Here is a 25,974-nt window from a genome sequence, read left to right as displayed (position 1 = left end):
AAGTGTTACCATGTTCACAAACCCCGACATACCAATATTAATCCCAAGTGTATAAAAAGACAATACAAAGTGACATCTGTCACATAAAGTTCATGAAAGAGCAGTAAGAAGATGGTAACTGAACTGAAATGTTCGAAAATCTTTATGAAATGAAATATAATAAATGTTTAATATCTTACTTACGGAGAATTCACTTATTAGTGAAGGATTTGCAAGTATTCCCGGTTCATTTTCCATTTAATGTTACTTTAATATAATGAATTTTCACATTATATTCTTCCTCGTACATTACCTCAAGACCGGATTTAAATTACTGAATATTAAAAATTTTATTACCTCTCCTGTTAAGAAGATAGCTATCGATGGAATCGTTAATGGATGTTGATGGTATCCAGGATTAAAAACGAATTTTTCTCACTCGTCCATGGACTCGGTAACGGCATTGTATATGATGTTGTTTTCCCTGCTTCATTACCCTTGTCGTACAACACTTGCCATTATATATATATAAGGAAACAAAGAGTGTGAAATGAACATTTTGATCCTTTATGATGCCTACTTGAATGCCTTTCTAGGACATTTGCTGTGGCACATTTAGCCATTCTAATAGGCTTGGTTAAAATAGGGGAAAAGAAAATGGGGGAAAGTCGTATACATTATATTAGGACTAATCACAGGCGCACTTGCGTTACTTTGCTCTATAACAGGGTTACTCTTGTTAAAGAACAATAATAAAATTTGATTGGTTTTCGGGTACTTTCTCCTCGCAATACTTATTGCCCTGTCAGTATTACTTTTCCTAAACAGCTGTTTAGTCCTGTCCTCCTATTTTTGCGGGAGCAGGCTATTTGTGTTTTGTAAATATGAATGGGGCATGAAAAGGGATATCCTTTCACACCTCAAAATTTATAAAGTGACCAGGGGACAGGCCATTTCCCCACATGTTACTTCAAGCGCATTAGTCCATTCACTTTTCTGGAATTCCTACACCTACACATAAAGGAAAATCACTACTTAAATATCCAATTTTGACAACTGCATCCCTTTTGTTTCTTTTATTATATGCACATAGAAAAACCACGAAAAATGGACTTTTTAAAGTGTCCATTTTTCGTGGTATAGTTCAGAATGTAGAGTTAGAACTTTTCATTCAGGAATGTAGTGAGTTTGGTGTGGATGGCCATGCCATGTTGTATGTACACATATTCTAAATCAACTGGATTTGGAACATTGAATATGCTTTCATTTGTTGGGGCACTTGGTGGTTTACTGTTTGGTTACGCTTTAATCGTGTACAACATACTGCAGCACTCGTAATGCACGAAGAAATATTTCAAGCGATCCTTGAGTACACGTTCTTTAGAGTGCGCTACTCTCAGTTCCCAGTTCCAGAATACAACTTCACTATCGTACCGACAGCTGATTCTTCACTAGCATTCCGGGATGTAGCTTCATCTACCTGAAAAGAATGATGTAATATGAGTATGAAACAGTTTTCCACGTGGACATGTAATGGGGTTCATATTCTCCATGGTTCTTACAGCCGTTGCTCTTGGTGTTGATGTATATGACCTTTCTTTCAGAACAGGAATGATAGTCCTTATAGTAGCTTCATTCCTGCAAGCAGCGAACAACTAGTTATGTTCATGCATGTTTGTGAATCTGATGATAAGAAAGCCATCTACACAAACGTTTATTACCCTCCATTAATTGCTTTAGTTACTGAATTCGGTACTTCTTTTTGTTTTAACTTTTGAATTTATTTTTATGATTTTAGTTGTTTCCGGTACAACTCTTTCACCCTTATGTGTGTTCATCACCATTTCTTCTGTCAGGACAAAAAATATACCAACTAGGAAAATGGCAGCTGCGCTTAATATAATGGCCATTCCAACAGCAGTTAATATATAATCCTTATTGTAATCGCTTACAAATAAACTTAAAGCAAAAATAATAATTCCGATTACACAACCTGTGCCTGATACCCACTTCACTGCATCTAACATCTTCTGATTAGCTTCCATAATTTCATCCCCTTTCTTTCTATTTTATGACATTTCACAAATTTGTCAAACTTTTTATAATTTTCAATATATTCACAATGAAAACCTTGACAAATGAAAGTGATTACAACTCACTTTTAGGTATTCAAGACTATATGTAAAATAAAACAAACAGTATACGCTACCTATTTTTCCGATAATATCCATTTTTTATACTATCATTTATTTTTTATTATTTACCCAAATATTTTATCGACTGATTAGCTATAAAAATGACTCCTGCCAATTGCTCAGGAGTCATTTCTCTTTTTATGAATTTTGTAACGTAATCGTTAAGGTTTTCTCTTCATTACCTCGATACACTTTAACTTTTACTTTGTCGCCAATTTTCTTATCTGTGTATAGATGTTTCCTTAATTCAGCAGAGGTACTAATTTTCGTTCCATCAATCTCTACAATGATATCCTGTTGCTTAAGTCCACCATTTGCAGCAGCCGATCCAGTTTCTATACCCGTTACCATTACACCTGACTTTGCAGCCTCAGGGACATTTTGAAGATAATACTGTGGAAGTTCCTCTGTGTTAGCCAAGCTGACCCCTAAATATGGCCGTGTGATTTTTCCATTCTCAATCAGTTCCGTAACAATCGGTATTACGTCATTACTTGGTATCGCAAAACCTAAGCCTTCCACACCGCTTTCAGAAATTTTCAAACTGTTTATGCCTATTACTTCACCAGCAGTATTGATTAATGCACCTCCACTGTTGCCAGGATTAATTGCCGCATCTGTTTGAAGGACATCAAGTTCCCACTCTCCGTCAGATGTATCGACTGATATGGAACGCCCAGTTGCACTTACAATTCCTTGCGTAACCGAACGTGAGAAATCAAGTCCGAGAGGGTTACCAATGGCCAAAACTTCTTCACCTGGACGCATTCTATCTGAATCTCCAAAATTAATTCCCTCTGGTGCTACCGAGGCATTAATCGTCAAAACCGCTAGGTCTGTTAAAGCATCTGCACCAACAACTGTTGCAGTTGCCTTTTGTCCATCATACAATGAAATTTCTACTTCCTTAGCTCCTTCAATAACATGATTATTCGTGATGATATAGGCCTTACCATTATCTTTTTTATAAATAACTCCTGACCCCGTGCCGCTCTCAACAGTTTCACTCTCCGTGCTTTGCTGCTGGAATGGGGTCTGATTTTGATTCTCTTGTAAATTTACGACACCTACAATCGATTTTGAAGCTGATTCAACCATATCTGCTCTTTCATTTGAATCTGTGCTTGTCGATAACTTTTCTGTATTTATACTCTTATTCTTTTCCACGCTCTCGGTTTGTTCTGCCCCTGCAGTTTGTGATGATTCGGTCACTGTATTTTTCTCTGCATCTATAAAATCTCCGCCAAATACAAATACAGAAGATGTAACTATAGAAGCAACAGTTCCAGAAACAAGACTAGTTAACCAAAGCGACTTGCCCTTTTTCGGTTCAGCTTTCACCCGAACTTGCTCATCCCCATTATAATTCTCCATCCTTTATCCCTCCTATGAAAGTCCTTTACTTGGCTCCATCATAAACAGTAATTATTAAAAAATTCTTAAGAAATAAAGAATACGGCAACCTTTTTACAAAAAAGATAAAATTAATGTAGATTTGACCGAAAAAAGAACAATATTGACTGGTTAATAGCTCTGAGATTTCTTACCGCCCATTACGAAAAAAGATGCCTCAAATAACAAGGCACCTTTTTCATCTATTCTATTTCTTACATAAGCTCATAGACTTCTTTTGTCTTCTTATTCACGCCATACCAACCCCAAGTAGCCTTATGCCCACTTCCCTTACTGTCATTGACCATTTCAAACACTTGGAATATGTAATCTCCCTTTTCATCCTCACGATCATATTGAATTTGAAGATGAGGATAGTTTTCCATGTCAGCGTAATCTTTCACCAGATTTTCCGCCTGAGCTTTCGTCAATGTCTTATCTGAATCCTTGTTACTCTCGTGATTTCCTTTATCAGCTAGCTTCGATGTGGCGGGGGCCTCCACTGGCTCATCCTCTTCTTCTGACTCGATAACTGGGTCTTCAGACTCATCCCTCGATTGCTCTGCGTCAGTGTCTTCAACTGGCTCTGCACTGGCTTCTCCAGCTTCTGAGGACATTTCAATTGCCTTTTGTACCATGAGTTTACCTTTCTCATAATTTGCCTTATATGCAGCAGCTTCTTCAAAAAACACTTGAGCCGCTTCAAAATCTTGTTCCTCGTATTTCTTCATTCCATTTGCCAAAAGGACGCAAAGTTCCATTAACTCTTTCGTCTCCCCTGTTTGGTCTTCTTTATACGCTAATTCAAATGCCTCATGGGCCTCTAAATAATTTTCCTCTTCCACCTCACTTTTTCCTAGCTCCATGTTGGAATCGTAATTCCTGGTGGTACAGCCTGAAACAATTAATGCCATCATTAAAATAAATATGAGTAATCTCTTCAAAAAGTCACTCCTCACTTTTACTGAATACACATACACTTCCATATTATTCTATAAATCTATCTTACCCGATTTCATAAGAAATATCTGACATCTTTATCTCTATCGATTTATTATGGAGAATGTTCACTTTTATGATTATATTTTTACAAATAGTGGTACATCATAGATAAACGCTTGAAAGGGTGATGAAAAAATGATGCAGGAAAAACAGACCTATCATGTGGATTTGGTCAGCGGCGATGTACTAAGAAAAAAACTTGAGGAAAATCCAAGCTTTACTATATACGCTACAGATGAAGAACTAGCAGAATTAAAGCAATGCCTAGAGGAACATCGAACAGATGACTTGGAGTCATACGCCCGTTCTCATGTACCTTATCTTCTCTATCATCATGACCGGGCAAATGATAAATACGATGAAGCTATGAAAAAGCTGTACGCCATCATTTATAAATTAGGCGATGAAACAGCCCGAAACCATATTGAAGAAATCGGCATATTGGCAGATAACAAATTCAAAGGCAACGAGGAAATCCAAAACTTTAAATAGGAGAATGCTTAAACAGAACCTGAAATAACAAGTTTCTATTTTTAAAAAGAACGAGGATGAAAAAAGCATCTTCGAAAGTAAGTGATTTAACACATGGGGTACATCAGACGATCAGAGTGTTTGGAGTTTTACAGGAAGAAAATTATGATGGGATTAGTTTTGGAAATGCATAATCCTAAATAAAAATATACCAGAACTGTTTCATTTAATAGGTAACGATTCTGGTATATTTAACGTTTTGCGGATTACTTTACAATGAAAAATAAGGTGTCATTCACACATAAGTCTAGTGTTTTTGCTTATAATAGGTAACCGCTAGCGCAAGGGCAAGTACGGTTCCTTTAACGATGTCCATCGCGTAGTATGGGACAGACATCATAATCAGTCCGTTTTGAAGGATTCCAATCAGGACTGCACCGATGAAGGTTCCGAAGGCATTCGGTTTCCCTGCTCCTAGAACGGATGAACCAATAAATGCTGCTGCAACAGCATCCATTAAGTAAGGAGACCCGGAATTGATTTCTGATGTCATGACGCGGGAAGCAAGGACAATTCCCCCGATTGCGGCAAAGAGAGCCGAAAGGAGATAGGCCAGTACTTTGTATTTATTTACCGAAATTCCAGAAAGTCTGGCAGCTTCCTTATTTCCCCCAATAATGTACATATAACGACCGTGCTTGGTATAAGTCAAAAAGATATGGGTAGCTATCACAATGACTGCCATGATCAGAATAATCCAAGGGACCTGTCCAATCTTAGCGAAAAATGGGCTGATCAGTCCTTCAGCGAACGTTCCATCAGGCATAACCATATTTTGTGAAACCGTTGCTCCTTTTGTATAGGTAAGGGCAATCCCCTGGATGATGAACATGGTCGCTAATGTCATCAGCATGTCAGGAATTCTCAATTTTACAATCATGAATGAATTTAATGCTCCTACTACAAGCGACGCACCGATTGCAGCTAATATCGCAATCAGGGTATCCTGCGAAAACCAAACAAACATCGAAATGACGATCGCATTAGCCAATGATGCTACAGAACCAACGGATAGGTCAAAACCATCCACAGTTAAGGATATCGTAATTCCAATCGCAATGATGGTCACGATTGAAATAGAACGCAGAATGTTAATTAGATTATTAGCTTGAATGAAAGATGGATTTGAAAAGGCAAATATCCCAACCAAAATAATAATCGTCAAGATTGTGCCGTATTTATAGAAAAAGTCGAATAACTCTACTTTTTTCTTCGCTTTTGTTGTCTGTGTGAGAACAGGAATCGGTGTGCTCATCCTATTTGCCTCCTGTTGAGTAGAATAGTAGTTCTTCTTCATTGGTTTTGCTTGTCTCTAATTCGATGACTGTCTTTCCACCATATAACACATAAGTTCGATTAGTAATACCCATGATTTCAGACAACTCAGATGATGCATATATAATCGCCTTCCCATTTCTGGCAAGTTGGGCAATCAATTCGAATATGTCCTTCTTGGCCCCTACATCGACGCCTTTTGTAGGTTCATCAAATATGTATACATCTGCATCAGCAATCAGCCACTTTCCGATAGCGACCTTTTGTTGATTACCACCTGACAAGTTTTCAACCTTAGCTTCCTCTGAAGGGGTTTTAATACCAAGGCTCGTAATAAGTTCCTTCGCTTTTTTCTTTTCCGCCTTACGATCTACAAAGCTGAATATCTTGCTGAATTTCCCGATACTTGCTGCAGTCAAGTTCGTTGCAACTGATTCCTGAACAAGAATGCCTTCTTTCCTGCGCTCTTCCGGTACAAGTGCCAGACCACTTTTTACTGCATGATGCGGTGTTTTCAATGAAAGCTTTCTACCATTCATCACGACTTCCCCTGTTGTGATAGCAGTATGACCGAATAGGGTTTTACACAGCTCTGTTTTCCCTGCTCCAACCAATCCTGCCAAACCAACAATCTCTCCTGCTTTTAGATGAAGGCTAACATTTTTAACTTTTTCGGCATCTGACAGTCCCTTCACTTCCAGAACAACTTCACCAATCGCAGCATTTACAACAGGGAACTGTTCATCCATTGTTTTCCCAAGCATTCCCTCGACCACTTCGTTTTGGGTAATATCCGCTACTTCTCGACATGCAACACTTTTCCCATTCCTCATAATCGTAATTTCTTCACAAATTTCAAAAATCTCTGGAAGACGATGGGAAATAAAAATGATGCCAACGCCTCTTTGCTTTAATTCATTTACAATTCGAAATAGTTCTGACGTCTCCGTATAACTTAATGGAGCAGTTGGTTCGTCGAGGATCAGGAATTTGCATTCCGTCGAGACTGCTCTTGCAATCAGAACCATCTGTTTTTCAGCCAAGGTAAGATCTCTTACCAGCTTTTTCGAAGAGACACCAATTTTCATATCTGCCAGGATATAAGTGGCTTTTCTATGCAACTCTTTCCAATGGACCATCTGTTTTTTGCCCATGTTTTGCACCGTATCATTCAACATTACATTTTCCCCAACAGTTAAATAAGGAATGAGTGCCGTGTCTACTTCCTGATAAACAATTTGAATACCTTGTTCCTGTGCAGCCTTCGGTGAACGGATATCCTGCTTCTTTCCATCCAGAAAAATTCCACCTGTATAATGGGCATGAGCGCCCGATAAGACCTTCATTAGCGTAGATTTCCCTGCTCCGTTTGCGCCGACCACTGCATGGGCTGTCCCTGATTGTACTGAAAAATCAACTTCACTAAGCGCCTTTACTCCCGGAAATTCAATCGATATCTTTTTCATTTCTAGTTGTGTGCTCATGCCCATTCCCCCTATTAAACAGACACTCTCTTCACTAGAAAGAGAGTGTCTAATGACTCTGTTTTTTACTTTTTATAATGTTCTTTCAATACTTTCATCCATTCTTCTTCAAATTCCGTTGATACTCCCCATCCTTCGACAATACCGGACAAGTTGGCCATGTTGACCGCTTCTTTTGAAGCTTGAATCTGCTCTTGTGAAATAAGTGAAGCTTCTAAGTCATATGTTTGCGGTGTTTCTTCACCCGCTAATTTTTTTGCCAAAATCCTCATATTCACTGCACCAATCAATTTCGGATCGACAGCTGCCGTGTAAGACCAAGAGCTGCCTTTCGCTTGAATCTCCTGAAGATCAGCATTAGATACGTCTATTCCGTATATCTTCACTTCATCGCGGCCAGCTTCTTTAATCGCACGAGCCGCTCCAATTGCGAATGCATCCCATGTTGCGAAAATCGCATCTAGTTTGCCTTTGGGATATTTATTCAACATTGCGGCTACCGCATTTTGTGTCTGAACCGAAGTATCTGCAGATGCTACTCCGAATCTTTCGACTTCTTTAATCCCAGGATTTTCTTTTAATTTTTCCTGATACACCGCATTTCTTCTCACCATTGGCGGGAAACCATCTACCCAAAGGTATGCAATCGCCGCTTCACCTTTTTGTTCTTCTATCAATTTATCAAAAGCCAGAGTTGCCAATGCTTCATCATCCTGTGAAGTTAAGGTCACACCATCAATTTTAGATAAGTCGCTAATAGAGTCGAATGTAACAACGCTCTTTCCTGCATCAACCAACTTTTGAACGTCATTCACTGTTGCTGCATCATCACCATGGGAGATAATATAGCCGTCATAATCTTCTTGTAAAGCCTGGGCGATTGCATCATGGAATTTAGCCGTATCGCCATTTGCTGTATACGTATCCACTTGAAAACCTAATGCTTCTCCTTCTTCCTTCGCTCCAGCTAAATATTGAGCCGTATGATCATCTCCGCCAATTTTACGAATGACTTTGATTTTGGCACCTTCCCCTTTTGCAAATCGTTCTGGAACATTTTTAAAGGATACTTTTTCATCCTTCTTTGATTCTGTTGAACTTTGTCCTGAAGAGCAGCCCGTTAAAAGCAAAGCCGAAGCTATGACCGAAACGAAAACCCTTTTAAAAATTGACTTCCTCATTTTAGTTCCCCCTACTTTTCACTCATTAATCTTATCAATTAGGTTGGTGTAAATCCCAAAATAAAAACCTCTCTAGAATAGAGAGGTTTAATCAGCTGATTTGCAGACTTATCCCTCTCTTATCTGTCAAAACATTTCTGTTTTGCAGGATTTAGCACCAATTCCTAATGGAACGGTTGCTGGGCATCTTAGGGCCAGTCCCTCCGCCACTCTTGATAAGAGAATATAATGTGTTACGTTTTTCGTAATTACCACTTTATAGGGATATAGTCGTAAAGTCAATAGATTTTTGAATATTTAAAATGTTTCTTATTACACTTATTTTCTTTGTAGCTTAGCCAGACGCTTTTTCTCAATCTTTTCAAGTCTTTCTAACTGACGTAGTTTCACTTCAAACAGAGTAATCGGGTCACGGTATACTTCCGGATTTTCTCTCATATGCTCCAGTGCAACCTGATGATCTTTGATTTCAGTCTGTGTTTGTTCTATCGTTTTTTGAAGTAAGGCAAATGAACTGCGATAGAAAAGTGAGATATCTCTATCCAAAGATTTTTCAAACAATCCGAATTGTGTAAGGAAACGGTCACTGATCATCTCTGCAACATCCTGGTAGTCTTCACTTTCTAGGTACTTCTTATACCGGTTGTACATATTAGCTTTATTTTGCGGAATCGCTCCAAACAGCTTCCCTGCCCCTTTAAGCAGCAATTGCGATGGGGTCCGGCGTAGTAAAATATTAACATCTTCAATGCGGATACTGCTTGTCATCCGATCCGCATCACGGCGCCAGTCATCCAAAACTCTAAAGTCTCCGGCAAGTGTAATTCGCTCTTCTTTGTACAATTCATTGAACCCTGAGCTCATCTCATCCATAAACTGTTGAGTTTGTGTAAATTCCAACTGAGATGTAGCAATCCAGTCTTGAAGAGAACGGTAATATTGCGGCATAATCTTGTCTGAAATATATGCCTGAATCTGCTCATTCATTTCGTCGTTCAACTGTATATGAACTTGGCTGAAATCGCTACTTTCCGTTAATGATTTAGAACATTCTCTCAGTAATTCAGGGATTCTTGAAGAAAGCTGTTTTTTCACTTCTTCTTTAATTGAACGGTACGACCTTATGATATTTTCACTTTTTTCTTTTTCCAAATCTGCCAGTTGATTGACGGCTCCATTCAATTTGACTTCCATCTGCTCATTCCAAGAAATGGAGTGCTCGCATTTCCGCTCATTGGCTGCCCGTTTTTCTAGCAGGTAAGATAACGTTTTGCGAATGAATGCAAGAATCTTCTCAGATCTTCTTTCCTTCCAATTATCAGCTTGATAATTCGAATCAAGGAAGGATGAAAGGTCCTGTAACTGCTGTTTGCTGTCATAAAGTTTGGAGAAAGCAAATACTTTTGCGTTCGGGAAATACGCATTCACTTTATCCCATGTTTCATCTTCCATCCGGACTGCCACTTGGTCACTGTAAATCGTATCCATCTTATTTAGTAAGAAATGAATCGGAAGTTTCGGTGCCATCATTTGAATTTCCAATAACAAATCTCGTTCACTACCGGTGAAAGGCGCTCGTGCATCGAGAACAAACATCAATCCATCGCTGCCCTGTAAATACCCTTGGAAATCAGAGTCTACACTTTTTTCCCCATTGAACCCTGGTGTATCAAGTAAACGCAGGCGATTATTTCTTAGGTAGTCACTAATAAGGGTCACGTCGACAATGGTTCCGCGCTGACGGCGTGTTTCATCCAATTCAGTTAACTCACCAACGACTTTGTGATCTGTATCTGTAATTTCATAGATTTCCAGATTATCTCCATCTTTGACACTGACAAGGGACGAATGGTCCTCGGCAGCAATACTCTCTCCAGCAAGCGACTGAATAAAGGATGTTTTGCCATTGCCTGTGCTTCCGACAAGAAGAAGATTGAAATTTTCGGTATCCTTAAGTCCGTCTACCATCCATTTCAGCTTATTGCCAACTGTTAAGTTATTCTCTTCAGCCCACTGAATAATGGAATTGAACAGTTTTTCGCCCGCTTCCAATCCGCCTCCCAATTTAGGCGATTTTACTAACAGACTTTCTGCATCCTGAACAACCAGTGCATTAATTGTATCAGGGAAAATTTCATTCCATGACAGAACGGACGCCGCTGCAAATAACGAAAGCTCTCCATCCGCGATTTTTAACCAATTTTCCAACAATCTCGGCACAACAGGACTCAAATCTTTGATTAAGTGTGTGCCTTCAAGCAAACCGGCATAAGCATCCCGGTAATAGACAGAAAGCTCATCCCATACATCACCTGGATGTAATTCGATGCCATCTATCAAATTATTAATGACTCTAAGCCATTCAAAGTAGGAATCTGTATATTTATAATTTTTCCAAAGTGCAACCGTCATTTTTTCAAAGCGATCCTGATCAAGGTTGTATAACACCCCGAGAACATTTGAGAAATAATCCGGAGCCATCGATTGAGCAACACCTTGCTGGATATACGTTTTCAGCACATCAAACCAAGTCATTGATTCCGTACGGATACTTTCATTCGCGGCTAAAACTACAGCACTGTTCCAATCCTTTTGTTCTTCAAAAAAGGAGCGTGCAATTGCGGTGACATTCGGGTAATCAGGTTGAAAGTCGACTGCTTCCTTAACAACTTTAGATGCCAAATCATTTCTTGATTCTACTATGTAAAGTGAGAACAGCTGTAGAAGGACTTCCGTTTTCAATACCGCTTCATCCGTACTGACGGATTTATATATATCCTCTGCGGTCGAATACATCTCTAGTTCAAAATAAGCATCAGCAATATTCTTTTTCGCCCATGAACCAAGTTCACCTTCTATGTTTTCCCACTTAAAAATGGCTGCTTCATAGTCATGATGCTGGAAGTATACTTCTCCTTGAGCAAACCGAACTGCAGTTAAATCCGCTCTTTCCTTTTTTTGTTCCACGAGAAACATTTCACCTAATGCTTGAATTGGATGCTTGCGTGTATCCTCAATCATTGTTTCATAGTATTTTTTTCCAATCAGTCGTTCATCCATCTTTATTCCCCCGATATATTTCATATTTTCAATTAAAGGATAATCATCGATATGGAGTCTTTATGAAAATCGAATAATAACTTTTCTCAAGACTTTGTCTATGAAAAGAGATTTATAGGTTCCTTTAGTTAAGAAAATTATTTATAAACCTTTAAAATATTATTTTAACAAAACAATATGGTAACAACATTTCATGACTCTTACAATTTTAAAACAGAAACAAATAGAATTGTAATGAATTTAATATAAGACTTGAGAAGTGATTTCTACTTTTGTAAAAATATGTTTTATTTAGTTTTACCAATATCCGAAGAGGTAAGAGGGAACAATTCTTATACCATTAAATTACCAGAAATCCCGCCCGTAAACTACCTATAAGTGGTAAAAACAAAAATAATTTTCACTTGAATACTTCCTACAAGCGAAAGTACAATCTTCTCCCTAATAATAATAAATTTCTATTTGAAAGTTCATATAAAAAAAGCAGTACCTTTATTCATGAAAGGTAACTGCTCTCTGATAAGCACCGAACAGTAATTGTCCTTTGACAAATTGGGATTATACCCCTGTACGCTTACGTTGATTATTTGGCTTTTTAGTTAACTGGCTTTTTAGCTGTTTCGTTTTTTTCACAACGCCGGTTTCCAGTTTATCTTGACTTGAGCCCGCTTGCTTTTGCGCCAATTTTTGTTTGACTGCATCCGCCAGGCTTAACTTTTTATTTTCAGACATAATGTTGTCTCCTTTAGTGTTCTGTCTTCTATTATAATATAGATGCGGTTAGAAAGATAATAGGGAGTTATATCCGATTCTTTTCACAAAAAATATCTCCAAATAAAGGAAGGATCGATTATAGGGGACTAATCTCCTGCTCTTGAATAATGAAAATTGAATGATTTGTACTGTCAAATTATGTTGACTTAATAATTAGAATTTGCTAAATTATCTTTATATTATAAAATCTATGAAGAGAAAGAGTAAGATAAGAACCCTGTTCTACAGAGAGTCGACGTATGGTGGAAGTCGATGTCCAAGGCCTATCCGAAAATCATCTCTGAGATGCAAAGCTGAAAATGAAGTAGGCTTTGACGGGCTTTCCGCCGTTACAATGGATCACGTATGAATTCGTACGTTGACTGAGTGCCGTAGCTTCTTATGAAGCGCGGAATATGGGTGGTAACGCGAGCACAAACTCGTCCCTGATTATTAGGGGCGAGTTTTTTATTTGCAAAATAACACTTTTAATAGCCTTTTTGGGCCAGTCGGCGGGTACTATCATTTTAAAAAAAGGAGAAATCACCATGAAAAAAACAGACACATTATTTATCGGCCTTATGCTTTTCTCGATGTTTTTCGGAGCTGGAAACCTTATTTTCCCTCCATTTTTAGGAGCTTCTTCCGGGACTTCCTTCTGGCCCGCCATTGCAGGTTTTGTCGCCACCGGTGTTGGCCTTCCAATTTTAGTACTCCTCGCCGTTTCACTTGTTAAAGGTGGGGCGCAAACAATCGGAGCGCGTGTGCATCCTATATTCAGCACACTGTTCATGGTCGTCATCTATTTGAGCATCGGACCGTTTCTTGCGATTCCACGGAATGCGAACGTTGCCTACGAAATGGGATTCAAGCCGTACCTTGGCGACTCGATGAATCAATCCCTATTTCTATTCTTATTCACGGCCATATTCTTTACCATTGTTTATGCCATTTCTTTGAATCCTAAAAAAATGGAAACTTTTATGGGACGCTGGATTACACCTACCCTGCTTTTGGCCATGGTCATTCTCTGTGTCGTTGGATTTGTAAAGCTTGATGCTCCATTCCAAGCTCCAACTGATGCGTATGCAACAGGAGCATTTTCAAAAGGTTTTATCGAAGGCTATAACACGATGGATGCTTTAGCTGCCCTTGCTTTCGGGATAGTTATCCTGACTTCGATACAGCAAAGAGGGATTTCAGATCGGAAACAATTGACGAGATATACATTAAAAGCAGGCCTCATCGCCGGTGTATTGCTTTCTTTAGTTTATATCTCCTTAGGTGTAATGGGAGCTCGTATGGCAGCAGATGGTTCATTTGAAAACGGAACAGAAATCCTGACTGTCGCATCCACCCTTTTACTTGGAACAGGCGGTAAGATTCTATTAGGCGTTATTTTCACCTTAGCTTGCTTCACGACCGTCGTCGGTTTGACAACTGCCTGCGGACAGTATTTTTCAAATCTTATTCCCAAGGCCAACTACAAAACCTTAATTCTGATTGTAACACTTGTCGGCTTCATTCTTTCAAACATGGGTCTGAATCAAATTTTAAAAGTATCGGTACCATTCCTTGTGATGGCTTACCCATTAACAATTGTCCTGATAGTTTTAACGTTCTTCAGCCGTCATTTTAAAAACCCGAAAAAAGTATATCGGAGTGCAATGATCTTCACCGGCGTTTTTGCTCTAATAGATGGATTAAACGCATTCGGCTTATCATTAGGACCCGTACAAACGTTTAGTGATGCCCTTCCTCTTTCTTCATACGGAATGGAATGGATCATCCCAGCTCTTGTCGGAATTGCCAGCGGCCTTCTATTCAGTCAGATCGGACAAGCAGCCCAATCTGAGGAATTGGAAAGCGCAACGTTATAATAGGAAAGCAGATGATTTTGTACAAATCATCTGCTTTTTTTGCACGATAGAGTTTTTAACAGTTCCCACTCTACTCACATTTCCTTTATTTTGGTATTTACCTGCCACTTTTTGTTATGATAATGCTAAAGGAGATGATTAGTAATATGTCGAAGCAAATGCGAATTGGTAAAACAGATCTATATGTGAATCCGATTGGTCTTGGCACGAATGCCATTGGCGGACATAACCTTTTTCCTAATCTAAGTGAGGATACAGGAAAAGATGTCTTAATAACTGCTCTTGATGAGGGAATTAACTTTTGGGATACAGCTTTCATTTACGGTCCAGAGCGTTCAGAAGAAATTATCGGTGAAATTCTTAAAAAGACCCACAAACGCGAGGATGTAGTCCTTGCTACAAAAGGGGCCCATAAATTTGTCGATGGGAAAGTCGTATTAGATAACTCTCCGGCTTTTCTGAAAAACGCAGTAGAATCTAGTTTAAAAAGACTCCAAACCGATTATATCGACTTATTTTACATTCATTTCCCTGATCAAGATACACCAAAGGATGAAGCGGTCGGTGCCTTAAAGGAATTGAAAGATGCAGGTAAAATCAAGGCAATCGGCGTCTCAAATTTTTCCTTTGAGCAATTAAAGGAAGCGAATAAAGACGGCTATATCGATGTCCTGCAATCCGAGTACAACCTATTCAGACGGGAAGCAGAGCAAGATTTGCTGCCCTATACAGCTGAAAATCATATTTCCTTTATACCTTATTTCCCGCTTGCTTCCGGTCTGCTCGGTGGAGAATATTCTCAAGATTCGACATTTGAGGATGGCCGTGCAAAAAGTCCACTTTTCCAAGGACAAGCCTTTGTTAGCAACCTGCAAAAAGTAGAAAAAGTCCGAGAGATAGCAAACAGAAGAAATGCCGATGTTGCTGATGTGGTACTAGCTTGGTATTTAACTCGGCACTCGATAGATGTCCTAATTCCTGGAGCGAAAAAACCAGAACAGGTCACACGCAACTTAAAAGCGTTAGAAGTGGAATTAACCATGGATGAAATTGCCGAAATCAGCGCGATTTTCGCTTAAATAAGAGTTTAATAGATTTAAAAGACAAAGGAAAAAAATAATAAAAAAAGGTTCTATGTTTCTAACAAATATGGTTAGAAACATAGAACCTCAATATACTTTTCATTTATGAATTACTACTCCTAATAATTTATGTATGAATTAAATCTCGCTTTGGGCAGGCTTCCCCCTTATTGAAGTTGTCCTTTTTCCAGCATATGCATCACCTCCACTTTACAGATGATCTGTTTGGCTGAACCCCCTATTTAATCAATATTTCCCGCAGCAATCCCCTATCATTAAAATAGAAAATAGCATCATATTTTTCACCATGATATAGAATCGCCTTGTGCACAAGCTGTATACTTGGAGTACCAAACAATTCAATCATTTCTTCAATAGACCTACTTTGGTGATTAGTATCTATACTTATCCCTTTTATGTGTTCATCATCGGTATAGGCAAACTTCACAATTTCATTTAATTCAGTGGCGTTACTTTCCTCTTTACTTTGCCCAATGAACGATAATAATTGTTCAAGGTTATCTACTTGAAACATAACACTAATATTCTCAAATAACTGCTCTTCTTCAATCGTATTAACATCCTTTGACAGAATCTGTTCACTTACCCAAACAGCCTGCTCGTTTTTCATAATTTTCAACCAATTAAAATCTTCCACTGGATCTTTTTGAATTTCTTCGATAATATAATAATCTCCAAAAATTATCATACTTATTTTTTCACTTTTAAACAAATCCGGATTATCTCTAACAAATCCTGCATTAACATTCACATATCGAATGTCCTTTTCTTCTGGGATTGGTGCATCCGTACTAGAACCTACATGTTTATCCGGCTTTTCTGCAATTTTAAGGTCCTGACCATTTTGTTCTTTCTGGATAATGGCCAAAAGTCCCTCCGATTGTGAAAAAAGAAGAGCCGCCGCTATTATTCCTATCGCTAAAAAAGCACTGGCTATGAGTCTATTTCTTTTTCCCTGCGCTTTTCTTTTCATTTGTTTCTTATAAACATCTGTTCTCGTAATCATCCCATCATTGTCATCGATAGCTCTATTAAACTTGCTTCTCTTTTCCATAATCATTTGCTTAAAGTTCTTTTGTGCTTCAGGAGTCAATTCTTTGTAATCTTTTAAAAACTTCTCATAAGCGGGAGCTACTTCTTCGATTGGCCCATACGCCTTTATCTCTCCTGCCTCCATCCATATCGCCTTTTTACAGAATTTTTTCACCTGACCAATTGAATGACTGATAAAAAAGATCGTCTTCCCTCTTTCTTGAAAACTATTAATTTTATTCAAGCACTTTTCGGCAAAAGTCTGATCCCCAACAGAAAGAGCTTCATCAATGACCAAAACATCAGGATCGATATTTACAGAAATGGCAAACCCTAACCTCGATTTCATACCACTTGAGTATTTCTTCACCGGCTGATCAATAAACTTCCCAAGCTCCGCAAATTCAATAATCTCAGGCATCAATTCCTCTATTTCTTTTTTGTTGAACCCTAACATTAAACATTTCAGCTCAATATTATTCCTACCTGTCAATTGATTATTTAACCCCGATGCAATGGCAATCAAAGACGCTTCCCCTTTAATTTCGACACTTCCCTCACTAGGAGGAACAACACCCGTAATTAAATTGGATAAAGTCGACTTCCCGGCTCCATTTACACCAATAATACCAATCACATCGCCCTTTTCTGCCACAAAATTAATGTTCTGTACAGCAAAAAAATCTTCCCCATACCCTTTGGGCAAAATCAAATCCAAAAATTTCTCAGAATTATTTTTATACATTTTATAACGCTTCGTAACATTTCTAAAGACAACAGCTTTGTTCATAAGAACCCCTTAATAATTTAAATTTACTTAATCAACTTCGCACCCACGCAATTAGTGCGCAATAAGTTGGCTGTAGTGATTATACGTAAGAACCATTGGATTAGTAAAAGATGAAACTACTTCGTTCTTCGGTATAATGAGATTGTCGAAAAATCGGTACCAAATAGAAGAAGTGTCCCATATATATAAGTCCAAAAACCCCAATTTAATATTTATTTCATCAAAAGCTTTAACTTCGGCCTATTCATCAAAAAAGAGGTAATATAATTTTATTACCCCTTCCATCTTATCTTCTATTTTATTGATTGGTAATAATTTGGAACTTTTTGGCATTATCAAACAATAAAATACTGCCTCTTCTTTTTCAGCGTTTAAAGAGGACATAGCTGATAACCTTATTTCCTGTTTACACCTTCAATAAACATGACCTTATATATTCAAAGTGCTTAAAGATATATAAATTATTTATCTTTATAGTACCATAGACTCACTAATTGTAAATATTTTTTAAATTCCCCCATATATCCTCCAATATAAGAATATTTTAATGTTATTGGGAAATTAAACAATAATTTATTTAAATAGAGAGCATCAACCTGTAACTCACCATAAGCTACACTGTCTTTAAATGAAAATCGATGGGTACAATTTATTAAGGCAACAGGAAAAATCATACGGGAGTCTTGTTCGACGCTGAAAGAATACTTTTCTCATAGAAATGAGTAATATAGGCGGCCACCTTCCCATTTCGAATGCTAGATGTACATAGACCGCTTACAAAATATGCCATAAAATTAATAAATTAAGCGAATTTCTTGTAGAATCATGCCAACTTTATGAATAATCTTGCTAATTCACCCTAAAATTATGCGAATAGTAATTTTTGCACAAAAAAAAGAATCCAGAGCCTTTTCCTTCTGAATCCTTGATTAAAACCAACATATTCAAGACGAGCTTTTGTATAATCCTAAATTTCATGATCGATTACATCGAGATGTATCAGTGCGGGATTCTCCCTTTTCAAGGGTATCAAACCCCATAACTGATGTTAGAGGATTTCTAAATTCACGAAAATATTGGACGATATTCGTCGCAGTAACACCAATATAGCTTTGTGATTTTCGGTTATGAAGTGTTCTTTTCTTCTATATAATGATTCCCTTTAGATCCCTCCTCAATTATCCTGCTAACATGGCTGATCCATAGGATACTCTATTAAATTGCTTCCTTTTGTAGATTGCTTACATTTTTCTTGATATATTTAGTGAATATTCCTTCAATTCGAAAAGAGGCTACCTTATGAAAAAATCCTATATTCTCTTATTTCTCATCTTGGCCAATCTGTTTTGGGCAGGCAATTATATATTTGGCAAATACGTTGTGACCGAACTTTCCCCAATCCAACTAACATTTACCCGCTGGCTAATTGCCGTTTTCTTATTATTCCCACTAGCCCATTGGATTGAAAAACCAAATTGGAAGAGTGTATGGAAAGCCTGGAAAGTACTTTTAGCAATGGGTTTACTCGGCATCATCAGTTATAATTTTTTCCTTTATTGGGCTCTGACCTATACAACATCCATGAATGCTGCTCTTGTCAATTCAATTAATCCTGCATTAATCGTTCTTTTTTCTGCATTGCTGTTAAAGGAGAAAATTTCAATCCATCATGTACTAGGCCTTATCATTTCATTATTCGGCGTATTATTAGTCTTAACAAAAGGACATCTCCTGGAAATTTTCCATCTCACTTATAATAAAGGCGACCTATTGATGATTCTGGCTATTCTCGTTTGGACCTTCTATTCAATAATCGGGAAAAAGCTGAAAAGCATTCCGATTATTTCAGCCACAGCCGTTTCTGTATTTCTCGGTTTGATTCTCGTTGCTCCATTTGCCATTGGCTCTGGACTGAACTTTGATTTAAGTGGCCCAGCAATCACAGGTCTTTTATATATTGGAATCTTCCCATCCGTAGGTTCCTTTATTTTCTGGAATATTTCGCTTCGGCATATCAATGCCAGCCAGGCTGGAATTTATCTTAATCTGATTGCCGTCTTTACCGCCATTCTAAGCCTGGTTTTAGGACAAACGATTACTATCGTCCAAATCCTTGGGGGGCTACTTGTCTTCACTGGCGTCTACTTGACGAGTAAAAAGAAAAAGGACCTTCAAGCTGTCACGAAGTCCATGTAAAAGTCATTCGGTAATTTGCATCCATGAACGCTTTCTTGCCTTTCCCTCTTGTCTATCCATCATGATTTACGTTATCCTTTAAAGAAGAAAATCTGAATGTAAAGGTGTGCTTTAGTTGAGGATCAATAAATATATTAGTGAGTCCGGGATTACTTCGAGACGAGGCGCGGATAAATGGATTGCCGAAGGCCGCGTAACGATTAACGGATCTGTTGCTGAGCTTGGCAGTCAGGCTGAACCAGGCGATGATGTTCGGGTTGATGGTAACCCCATAAAGGTAGAACAGCAAAATGTCTATATTGCGCTGAATAAGCCAATAGGCATTACGAGTACGACAGAAAAACACATTAAAGGAAATATTGTTGATTTTGTTAATCATCCACTAAGGGTTTTTCATATTGGACGTCTTGACAAAGACTCAAGCGGCCTCATCCTGCTTACAAATGATGGTGATATCGTGAATGAAATTCTGCGTGCAGAGAATAAGCATGAAAAGGAATACATCGTAACTGTGGATAAGCCGCTTACCTCTTCTTTCATACAAGATATGGCATCCGGCGTGGAGATTTTAGGTACGAAGACACTCCCTTGCAAGATCAAACAGTTGAACAAATATACGTTTAACATTACATTAATGCAAGGATTGAACAGACAAATCCGCCGTATGTGCTCAGCGCTAGGCTATGAGGTCCGCGATTTACATCGAATTCGGATCATGAACATCCATTTGGATGGGTTAGCCCTCGGACAATGGCGCGACCTAACGAAGGATGAATTGAGGGAACTGTTTACGGAGTTGGATTATACGCCTAGGCAGAGATGACTCAAAAGGATGCCCCTGATTTCGGGGGGCATTCTTTTTTAATTCAATCTGTCCTAGACTTTTCAACATAGACTTAACTTTACTCGTGAATTTTGCCCTTTTACTCGTGAAATTGACTATTTTACTCGTGAGTTTCGATTATTTACTCGTAAATTCCAAAATAAAAAGCAACCTGCGATAGGCTGCTCGTTATCGGCTAAAAATTACACCCACCATAAATCAGTTGGGCTTTCGTTGATGAGGACAGTTTTCAAATTGGTTACTGCACGTTGAAAACCTTCTTCAACTGACATTAGCGGGTCTTCATGTTCAATGCTAACGACATAGTCATAGCCATATGTGCGAAGTGCACTCATGATGTCGGACCACTCTTGAAGACTGTGGCCGCAGCCCACCGAGCGAAAGTTCCAGGCACGGGTTTGGATGTTTCCATATGGCTGCATATCGGTAAGGCCATACATATTGATGTTATCCTGATCCAAGTATGTGTCTTTTGCATGGAAGTGGTAGATTGCTCCCGCTTTCCCAAGGATTTTGATGGCTCCCACCGGTTCGATCCCCTGCCACCAGAGATGGCTTGGGTCAAGGTTAGCGCCGATTGCGTTCGATGTAGCTTCCCGTAGTTTTAGCAAAGTGTAAGGTGTGTGAACGAGAAAGCCTCCGTGCAGTTCGAGTCCGATTTTAATATTGTGTTCATCAGCAATTGCTGCAGTTTTTTTCCAATAAGGAATCAACTTTTCTTCCCATTGCCATTTCAAAACGTCTGTATACTCATTCGGCCATGGCGCAACAGGCCAGTTTGGATATTTAGCTCCTTCGTGGTCACCCGCCGTACCGGAAAATGTATTGACGATTGGGACATTCAGTAAGGACGCAAGCTTGATTGTTTTTATGAGCGTTTCATCACTTTCTTTGGCAAATGATTCATCTGGAGAGATGGGATTGCCATGGCAGCTGAATGCACTGATAGTTAGGCCTCTTGTTTGAACAGATTCCAAGTATTTTTTGCGCTTTTCTTCACTTTCCAACAGTTCATCTAACGGACAGTGGACATTACCTGGATACCCGCCTGTACCGATTTCAACTGATTTTAAACCGGAGGCTGCCACATAATCAAGCATATCCTCGAATGATTTTTGTGCGAATAGCACTGTAAAAATCCCTAACTTCACTAGCCCCACCCCACCTTTTCATTAATTGATACTCATAACCTTTCCACTTGCTGAGCTTTGATAAATGGCTTCAATTATCTTCGAAACTTTCATGGCTTCCGATGGTTTTACCAATGGTTCGGCAATTCCGAGGCAGCTATCAATAAAATTCTCTGCCTGTTGGAGATCGGGTGTATCCTCTCCAGGCATCCATACCGCCTCACTATTTAATAGCATGCCGTGCTTTGCCTGATTCAAAATTAAGGGGAACACATCCAGTCCGCCCTGCGTTCCGGATAAACTCAAGACTGTTGCTTCTTCACGGATATTCGCGGCCCATGATGTTTCGAATAATAAAGATGCACCGTTGGCAAATTTGATATACGCGGTAGCATGATCATCTACTTCAAATACAGAGGCATCGAAATTGCCCCATAGATTGACCTGATCGACACCCTTACTGACATAATTATATGTCGAACCTACAATTTCAATCGGCTCCGGGTCATCCATCAGCCATAAGGCCAAATCAAGTAAATGGCAGCCGTAATCAATAACGCTTCCTCCACCCTGCAATTCCTTACTCGTAAAAACTCCCCACCCAGGGACTTTCCGACGTCGGATTGCCTGTACACGCGCTACATACGGCTCACCAATTTCACCGGCCTGGATCATTTTCTTCGCAGCCTGAGCTTCCTTCATAAAGCGGTAATGGTAAGCGATAGATAGTACTTTCCCTGATAAGTTTGCAGCCTCGGTTATTGCTTTACATTCCTCGGTTGTAATCGCCATAGGCTTTTCGCACAACACATGTACACCTGCTTGCAGCGCGGCGATAGAAATTTCCGCATGAAACTTGTTTGGCGTGGCAATCGTAACTGCATCCACTTCCGCGAACATTTCTTCATAATTGGTAAAGACCTTTTCGATATGATATTCACGTGCCACATCTCTCGCCTTTAGTTCATCTATATCCTGAATTGCGTATAAAACTACCTTGTCTTGAAATTTTTGAAAAGCTGGGATATGCCTTTGTTGAGCAATTCCACCAGCACCGATTATTCCCATTTTTAATTTGTACATGATGACTATTAACCCCTTTATAAGCGGATGATTTTTCTGGATGCATTCGATTCCATCGCGCCAAGAATGACTTTTAATGATTTTAATCCTTCAACTCCTGAGACGAGAGGCACCTCATTGTTTACCACACATTTTACAAAGTGGCTGATTACTTCAGAATCATGCTGTCCTTCAGAGTCATTTGTCTGGATGCTACCTAATTCAATGGTTTCCGTCTTACCATTATCATGATGAATAATCAGAGAGTATTTAGGATCGTCTTCAAGACGTAATACGGCTTTTTTAGCATAAATGACCGTCGCATTGTCTTCTTTCGCATACGACCAGCTGGCTGTGAGAGTACCAATAATTCCGCTCTCCGTTCGCAGAATACAGGCAGCACTGTCATCAACATCTGTATTTTTCTTGGCAGTCGTTTCTACAAATGCTCCTACTTCAACAAATTCCTCTCCCAGGATATAACGCAATAAATCAGCTTTATGAACGCCTAAATCGCCCATAGCACCGATAACTGCCTGATCTTTTTTAAAAAACCAACTGTCCCGTCCGTCCACGGCCCAATTCTCTGGTCCGGAATGTCCAAATGCCGTTCGGAAGCTGTAGACCCTCCCTATCTCACCACTATCAATAAGCTGTTTCGCTTTTTGATGAGAGGGGACAAAACGCTGATTATGACCAATCATTAATATTTTGCCGCTTTTTGAAGCTGCTTCATTCATTTTTTCTGCGTCATTTAAAGAAGTTGCCATTGGTTTTTCACAAAGAACATGCTTACCTGCTTCCAAGGCAGCAATTGTGATTCGGGCGTGCAAGTAATTAGGGGTACATACACTGACAGCCTCAATCTCCTCATTCTTCAAAAGTTCTATATAATCAGTATATGCTTGTGCGTTATACCTTTGTGCTGCTGTATTCGCCCGGTCTTGCACAATATCACAAACGGCAATTATCTCTGTTTCCTTGATCGCTTCGTATTCTGGAAAATGCCTGTTTTTTGCAATACTGCCGCATCCAATGACGCCTACCTTCACTCTGCCCATTCTACTCTCTCCTTCACTTCATCTCTTTATTGAGATAGTTTCCAACGGTTCGGCTTTTCCATATACCGATTTATTGTTAACTTCCGGCTTGACCCACTCAACGGCATTCTTAATCACCCGTTGTATTTGCGGATTATGGTATGTCGGATATGTTTCATGACCTGGCCGGAAATAAAAAATCTTACCTTTACCACGCTGATACGTACAACCGCTTCTGAATACCTCCCCACCTTCAAACCAGCTGATAAATAATAGTTGGTCCGGCGTAGGGATATCAAAATGTTCCCCGTACATCTCTTCCTTTTCAAGTTCTATATATTCTCCGATTCCCTCAACGATTGGGTGACTTGAATCAACAACCCAAAGCCGCTCCTTTTCATCCGCTACGCGCCATTTCAAATCGCAAGTCGTGCCCATTAATTGTTTGAAGATTTTTGAGAAATGTCCAGAATGGAGGACGATAAGACCCATTCCCTCGAGCACCCGCTTATGAACCCGTGTGACAATTTCATCATGAACTTCTTCATGTGCGACATGTCCCCACCAGAGAAGTACATCGGTTTTCATCAGTATCTCTTCAGTTAAACCATGCTCTTCTTCCTCGAGTGTAGCCGTCTTCACCTCGACCTGTTCGCTTTGTAAAAAGCCAGCAATCGCACCATGGATTCCATCCGGATAAATTTCAGCAACATCAGGTTTTTCTTTTTCATGACGATACTCATTCCATACTAGAACTCTCATGAACAATCTCCTCTACATTAATTTGTCGGCAACTTGCTCTATATGTTTAACTACTACCTTTTAATTTCGAACGCAAACGTTTGCGTTTGAAATAATAAAAACTCAGTCAATTATAAGAACATACTTGGCATTTCGAAAAGTATGAATTTCAAAAAATTGTTAGTGATAATCTTTATTGTAAATTTATGTTAGCAAAAATCAAGCTTTAATTGGAAAAACATTTCTACACTTTTCATTTATTTTCCTTTTTAACAACAAAATGCGACTCTCGCTTTATGATTTTAGTTGGAATCCTGATACTTTTTTCCATCATTTCGGGATTTGCAATTAAATCAAACACACATTTTGCCGCTTCAAAGCCTAATTGATACGTATGAATATCGACTGTTGTAAGTGGCGTACTTAAAAATTCAATAAACTCTGAATGATTAAAACAGACGACGCTAACTTGCTCAGGTACTTTTAAATTCTTTTCCGCCAACACCCCTAGTAAAAGTACTCCCAATAAAAGATCCATTACCATAAAAGCGGTTGGAGCTTCCGGTAGATTTAGTAATTCCTTGATTGCCTTTATTCCATCTGCTCGATTTAAAGGGATCAGCTTGATATATTCCTTTGGCACATTTAATTCGGCCTGTTCCATAGCTTGTTGAAACCCTCTTAAGCGGGCTTGAATCACTTCAAACTCAGGGCTCCCCCCTAAAAAAGCGATTCGCTGATGACCAAGATTGATTACAAACTCCGATAATTCCCTGGCTGCTTGAACATTATCGTTATCAATGAAGGTGATTCCGCTCATGTTCGTACTTGGTTTCCCAATCAAAACAAATGGAAAGCCCTGCTTTAATAAATAGGGCACCACTTTATCATCCTTTTTCGAATACAAAACAATCATACCGTCCACTCGTCTACCCTGAACCATTTTCACGACGTCTTCAAAAATAGCATCCTCGGTTTCACCGGTCGTTAGAGAAAGACTGTATCCCTCTTTATTGCAAAAATCCCCGATTCCACGGATAACCTCTGGAAAAAAAGGATTGTAAAGCGATTCTCTGGCTGAATTTTTCATGACGATTCCAATAGCCTTGGTGGATTTCGTGACCAAATTCCGGGCATTTTCATTCATATGATAGCCCATTTCCTTTAATACCTTACGTACCTTACGCTTTGTCTTTTCACTGATTGCTGGGCTGTTATGGATAACACGCGATACCGTTGATGGAGCGACATTCGCTTTTTTGGCAACGTCCTTTATCGTAACAGACATATTCAACACCACTTCC

At 39.0% G+C, this 25,974-nt stretch carries 20 protein-coding genes, 2 pseudogenes, 1 riboswitch and 1 other annotated feature; of the genes and pseudogenes, 8 read left to right on the top strand and 14 right to left on the bottom strand.

Going from position 1 to position 25,974, the window contains the following annotated elements; genetic code table 11:
• Positions 1-356 precede the first annotated feature (356 nt).
• The 3 genes and pseudogenes from NST21_RS28655 to NST21_RS02555 all read left to right on the top strand — a co-directional run.
• A pseudogene (locus tag NST21_RS28655) lies at positions 357-505 on the top strand (nucleoside recognition domain-containing protein); the annotation flags it as partial.
• Between the two features lie 689 nt (positions 506-1,194).
• A pseudogene (locus tag NST21_RS28650) lies at positions 1,195-1,445 on the top strand (cytochrome ubiquinol oxidase subunit I); the annotation flags it as partial.
• A 67-nt stretch (positions 1,446-1,512) separates the two neighbouring features.
• Complete coding sequence (locus tag NST21_RS02555) at positions 1,513-1,638, top strand: hypothetical protein (RefSeq protein ID WP_340887556.1); 126 nt, start codon at positions 1,513-1,515, stop codon at positions 1,636-1,638.
• Positions 1,639-1,715: 77 nt separating this feature from the next.
• Here the strand turns inward: NST21_RS02555 and NST21_RS02550 are convergent, their stop codons facing one another.
• The 3 genes from NST21_RS02550 to NST21_RS02540 form a co-directional block, all read right to left on the bottom strand.
• Positions 1,716-2,024, bottom strand: a complete 309-nt coding sequence (locus NST21_RS02550; RefSeq protein ID WP_340887554.1) for a hypothetical protein — start codon at positions 2,022-2,024, stop codon at positions 1,716-1,718.
• A gap of 288 nt (positions 2,025-2,312) precedes the next feature.
• On the bottom strand, positions 2,313-3,548 hold the full coding sequence (locus NST21_RS02545; RefSeq protein WP_340887552.1) for a S1C family serine protease: 1,236 nt from the start codon (positions 3,546-3,548) through the stop codon (positions 2,313-2,315).
• A gap of 233 nt (positions 3,549-3,781) precedes the next feature.
• Positions 3,782-4,510 carry a hypothetical protein gene (locus tag NST21_RS02540; protein ID WP_340887551.1) on the bottom strand — a complete coding sequence of 243 codons (729 nt, stop codon included), beginning with the start codon at positions 4,508-4,510 and terminating at the stop codon, positions 3,782-3,784.
• Positions 4,511-4,703: 193 nt separating this feature from the next.
• Between NST21_RS02540 and NST21_RS02535 the strand changes: the two genes are divergently transcribed.
• Positions 4,704-5,060, top strand: coding sequence for a hydrolase (locus tag NST21_RS02535; protein ID WP_340887550.1), 357 nt, complete (start codon positions 4,704-4,706; stop codon positions 5,058-5,060).
• A gap of 286 nt (positions 5,061-5,346) precedes the next feature.
• Here NST21_RS02535 and NST21_RS02530 read toward each other — a convergent pair whose 3' ends face one another.
• The 5 genes from NST21_RS02530 to NST21_RS02510 all read right to left on the bottom strand — a co-directional run bounded on the left by NST21_RS02530 (position 5,347) and on the right by NST21_RS02510 (position 12,831).
• Positions 5,347-6,354 carry an ABC transporter permease gene (locus tag NST21_RS02530; RefSeq protein ID WP_340887549.1) on the bottom strand — a complete coding sequence of 336 codons (1,008 nt, stop codon included), beginning with the start codon at positions 6,352-6,354 and terminating at the stop codon, positions 5,347-5,349.
• Position 6,355: 1 nt separating this feature from the next.
• Positions 6,356-7,858, bottom strand: a complete 1,503-nt coding sequence (locus tag NST21_RS02525) for a sugar ABC transporter ATP-binding protein (protein ID WP_340887548.1) — start codon at positions 7,856-7,858, stop codon at positions 6,356-6,358.
• Between the two features lie 65 nt (positions 7,859-7,923).
• Positions 7,924-9,039 (bottom strand): sugar ABC transporter substrate-binding protein, encoded by a 1,116-nt coding sequence (locus NST21_RS02520; RefSeq protein ID WP_340887546.1) that lies wholly within the window; start codon positions 9,037-9,039, stop codon positions 7,924-7,926.
• Between the two features lie 116 nt (positions 9,040-9,155).
• Positions 9,156-9,261: riboswitch (SAM riboswitch) on the bottom strand.
• Positions 9,262-9,357: 96 nt separating this feature from the next.
• Positions 9,358-12,099 (bottom strand): GTPase domain-containing protein, encoded by a 2,742-nt coding sequence (locus tag NST21_RS02515; RefSeq protein ID WP_340887545.1) that lies wholly within the window; start codon positions 12,097-12,099, stop codon positions 9,358-9,360.
• 558 nt (positions 12,100-12,657) lie between these two features.
• The gene (locus tag NST21_RS02510) at positions 12,658-12,831 is read right to left on the bottom strand and encodes a hypothetical protein (protein ID WP_162878730.1); all 174 of its coding nucleotides are present in this window, start codon (positions 12,829-12,831) and stop codon (positions 12,658-12,660) included.
• 223 nt (positions 12,832-13,054) lie between these two features.
• Positions 13,055-13,303, top strand: a binding site (T-box leader).
• A gap of 97 nt (positions 13,304-13,400) precedes the next feature.
• On the opposite strand from NST21_RS02510, the gene brnQ reads away from it, so the two are divergent.
• Together brnQ and NST21_RS02500 are read left to right on the top strand one after the other, a co-directional pair.
• Positions 13,401-14,732: a branched-chain amino acid transport system II carrier protein gene (gene brnQ, locus NST21_RS02505; protein ID WP_340887543.1), complete on the top strand. Its 1,332-nt coding sequence runs from the start codon at positions 13,401-13,403 to the stop codon at positions 14,730-14,732.
• A gap of 146 nt (positions 14,733-14,878) precedes the next feature.
• Positions 14,879-15,811 carry an aldo/keto reductase gene (locus NST21_RS02500; RefSeq protein WP_340887542.1) on the top strand — a complete coding sequence of 311 codons (933 nt, stop codon included), beginning with the start codon at positions 14,879-14,881 and terminating at the stop codon, positions 15,809-15,811.
• A gap of 241 nt (positions 15,812-16,052) precedes the next feature.
• Here the strand turns inward: NST21_RS02500 and tagH are convergent, their stop codons facing one another.
• Positions 16,053-17,657: a teichoic acids export ABC transporter ATP-binding subunit TagH gene (gene tagH / locus NST21_RS02495; RefSeq protein WP_340887541.1), complete on the bottom strand. Its 1,605-nt coding sequence runs from the start codon at positions 17,655-17,657 to the stop codon at positions 16,053-16,055.
• A gap of 1,299 nt (positions 17,658-18,956) precedes the next feature.
• Here tagH and NST21_RS02490 point away from each other — a divergent pair.
• Positions 18,957-19,853 carry a DMT family transporter gene (locus NST21_RS02490; RefSeq protein WP_056522634.1) on the top strand — a complete coding sequence of 299 codons (897 nt, stop codon included), beginning with the start codon at positions 18,957-18,959 and terminating at the stop codon, positions 19,851-19,853.
• A gap of 115 nt (positions 19,854-19,968) precedes the next feature.
• The gene (rluF, locus tag NST21_RS02485; protein WP_056522637.1) at positions 19,969-20,676 is read left to right on the top strand and encodes a 23S rRNA pseudouridine(2604) synthase RluF; all 708 of its coding nucleotides are present in this window, start codon (positions 19,969-19,971) and stop codon (positions 20,674-20,676) included.
• Positions 20,677-20,879: 203 nt separating this feature from the next.
• Here the strand turns inward: rluF and NST21_RS02480 are convergent, their stop codons facing one another.
• From NST21_RS02480 to NST21_RS02460, 5 genes are all read right to left on the bottom strand, one after another.
• Positions 20,880-21,848, bottom strand: a complete 969-nt coding sequence (locus NST21_RS02480; RefSeq protein WP_340887539.1) for a sugar phosphate isomerase/epimerase family protein — start codon at positions 21,846-21,848, stop codon at positions 20,880-20,882.
• Positions 21,849-21,869: 21 nt separating this feature from the next.
• Positions 21,870-22,910, bottom strand: a complete 1,041-nt coding sequence (locus NST21_RS02475) for a Gfo/Idh/MocA family protein (protein ID WP_053344283.1) — start codon at positions 22,908-22,910, stop codon at positions 21,870-21,872.
• Positions 22,911-22,927: 17 nt separating this feature from the next.
• A complete protein-coding gene (locus NST21_RS02470; protein WP_340887537.1) occupies positions 22,928-23,950 on the bottom strand; it encodes a Gfo/Idh/MocA family protein in 1,023 nt (340 codons plus the stop codon).
• 18 nt (positions 23,951-23,968) lie between these two features.
• Entirely contained in the window at positions 23,969-24,691 is a 723-nt protein-coding gene (locus NST21_RS02465; RefSeq protein ID WP_056522646.1) for a ThuA domain-containing protein, read from the bottom strand.
• A gap of 232 nt (positions 24,692-24,923) precedes the next feature.
• A complete protein-coding gene (locus NST21_RS02460; protein WP_053344280.1) occupies positions 24,924-25,958 on the bottom strand; it encodes a LacI family DNA-binding transcriptional regulator in 1,035 nt (344 codons plus the stop codon).
• Between the last annotated feature and the right edge of the window lie 16 nt (positions 25,959-25,974).

The sequence above is a fragment of the Peribacillus sp. FSL K6-1552 genome (genome assembly GCF_038005205.1).
Taxonomy (GTDB): domain Bacteria; phylum Bacillota; class Bacilli; order Bacillales; family DSM-1321; genus Peribacillus; species Peribacillus butanolivorans.
The sequence above is the reverse complement of the archived record's forward strand: the minus strand, read 5'-3'. Positions and strand labels throughout refer to the sequence as shown.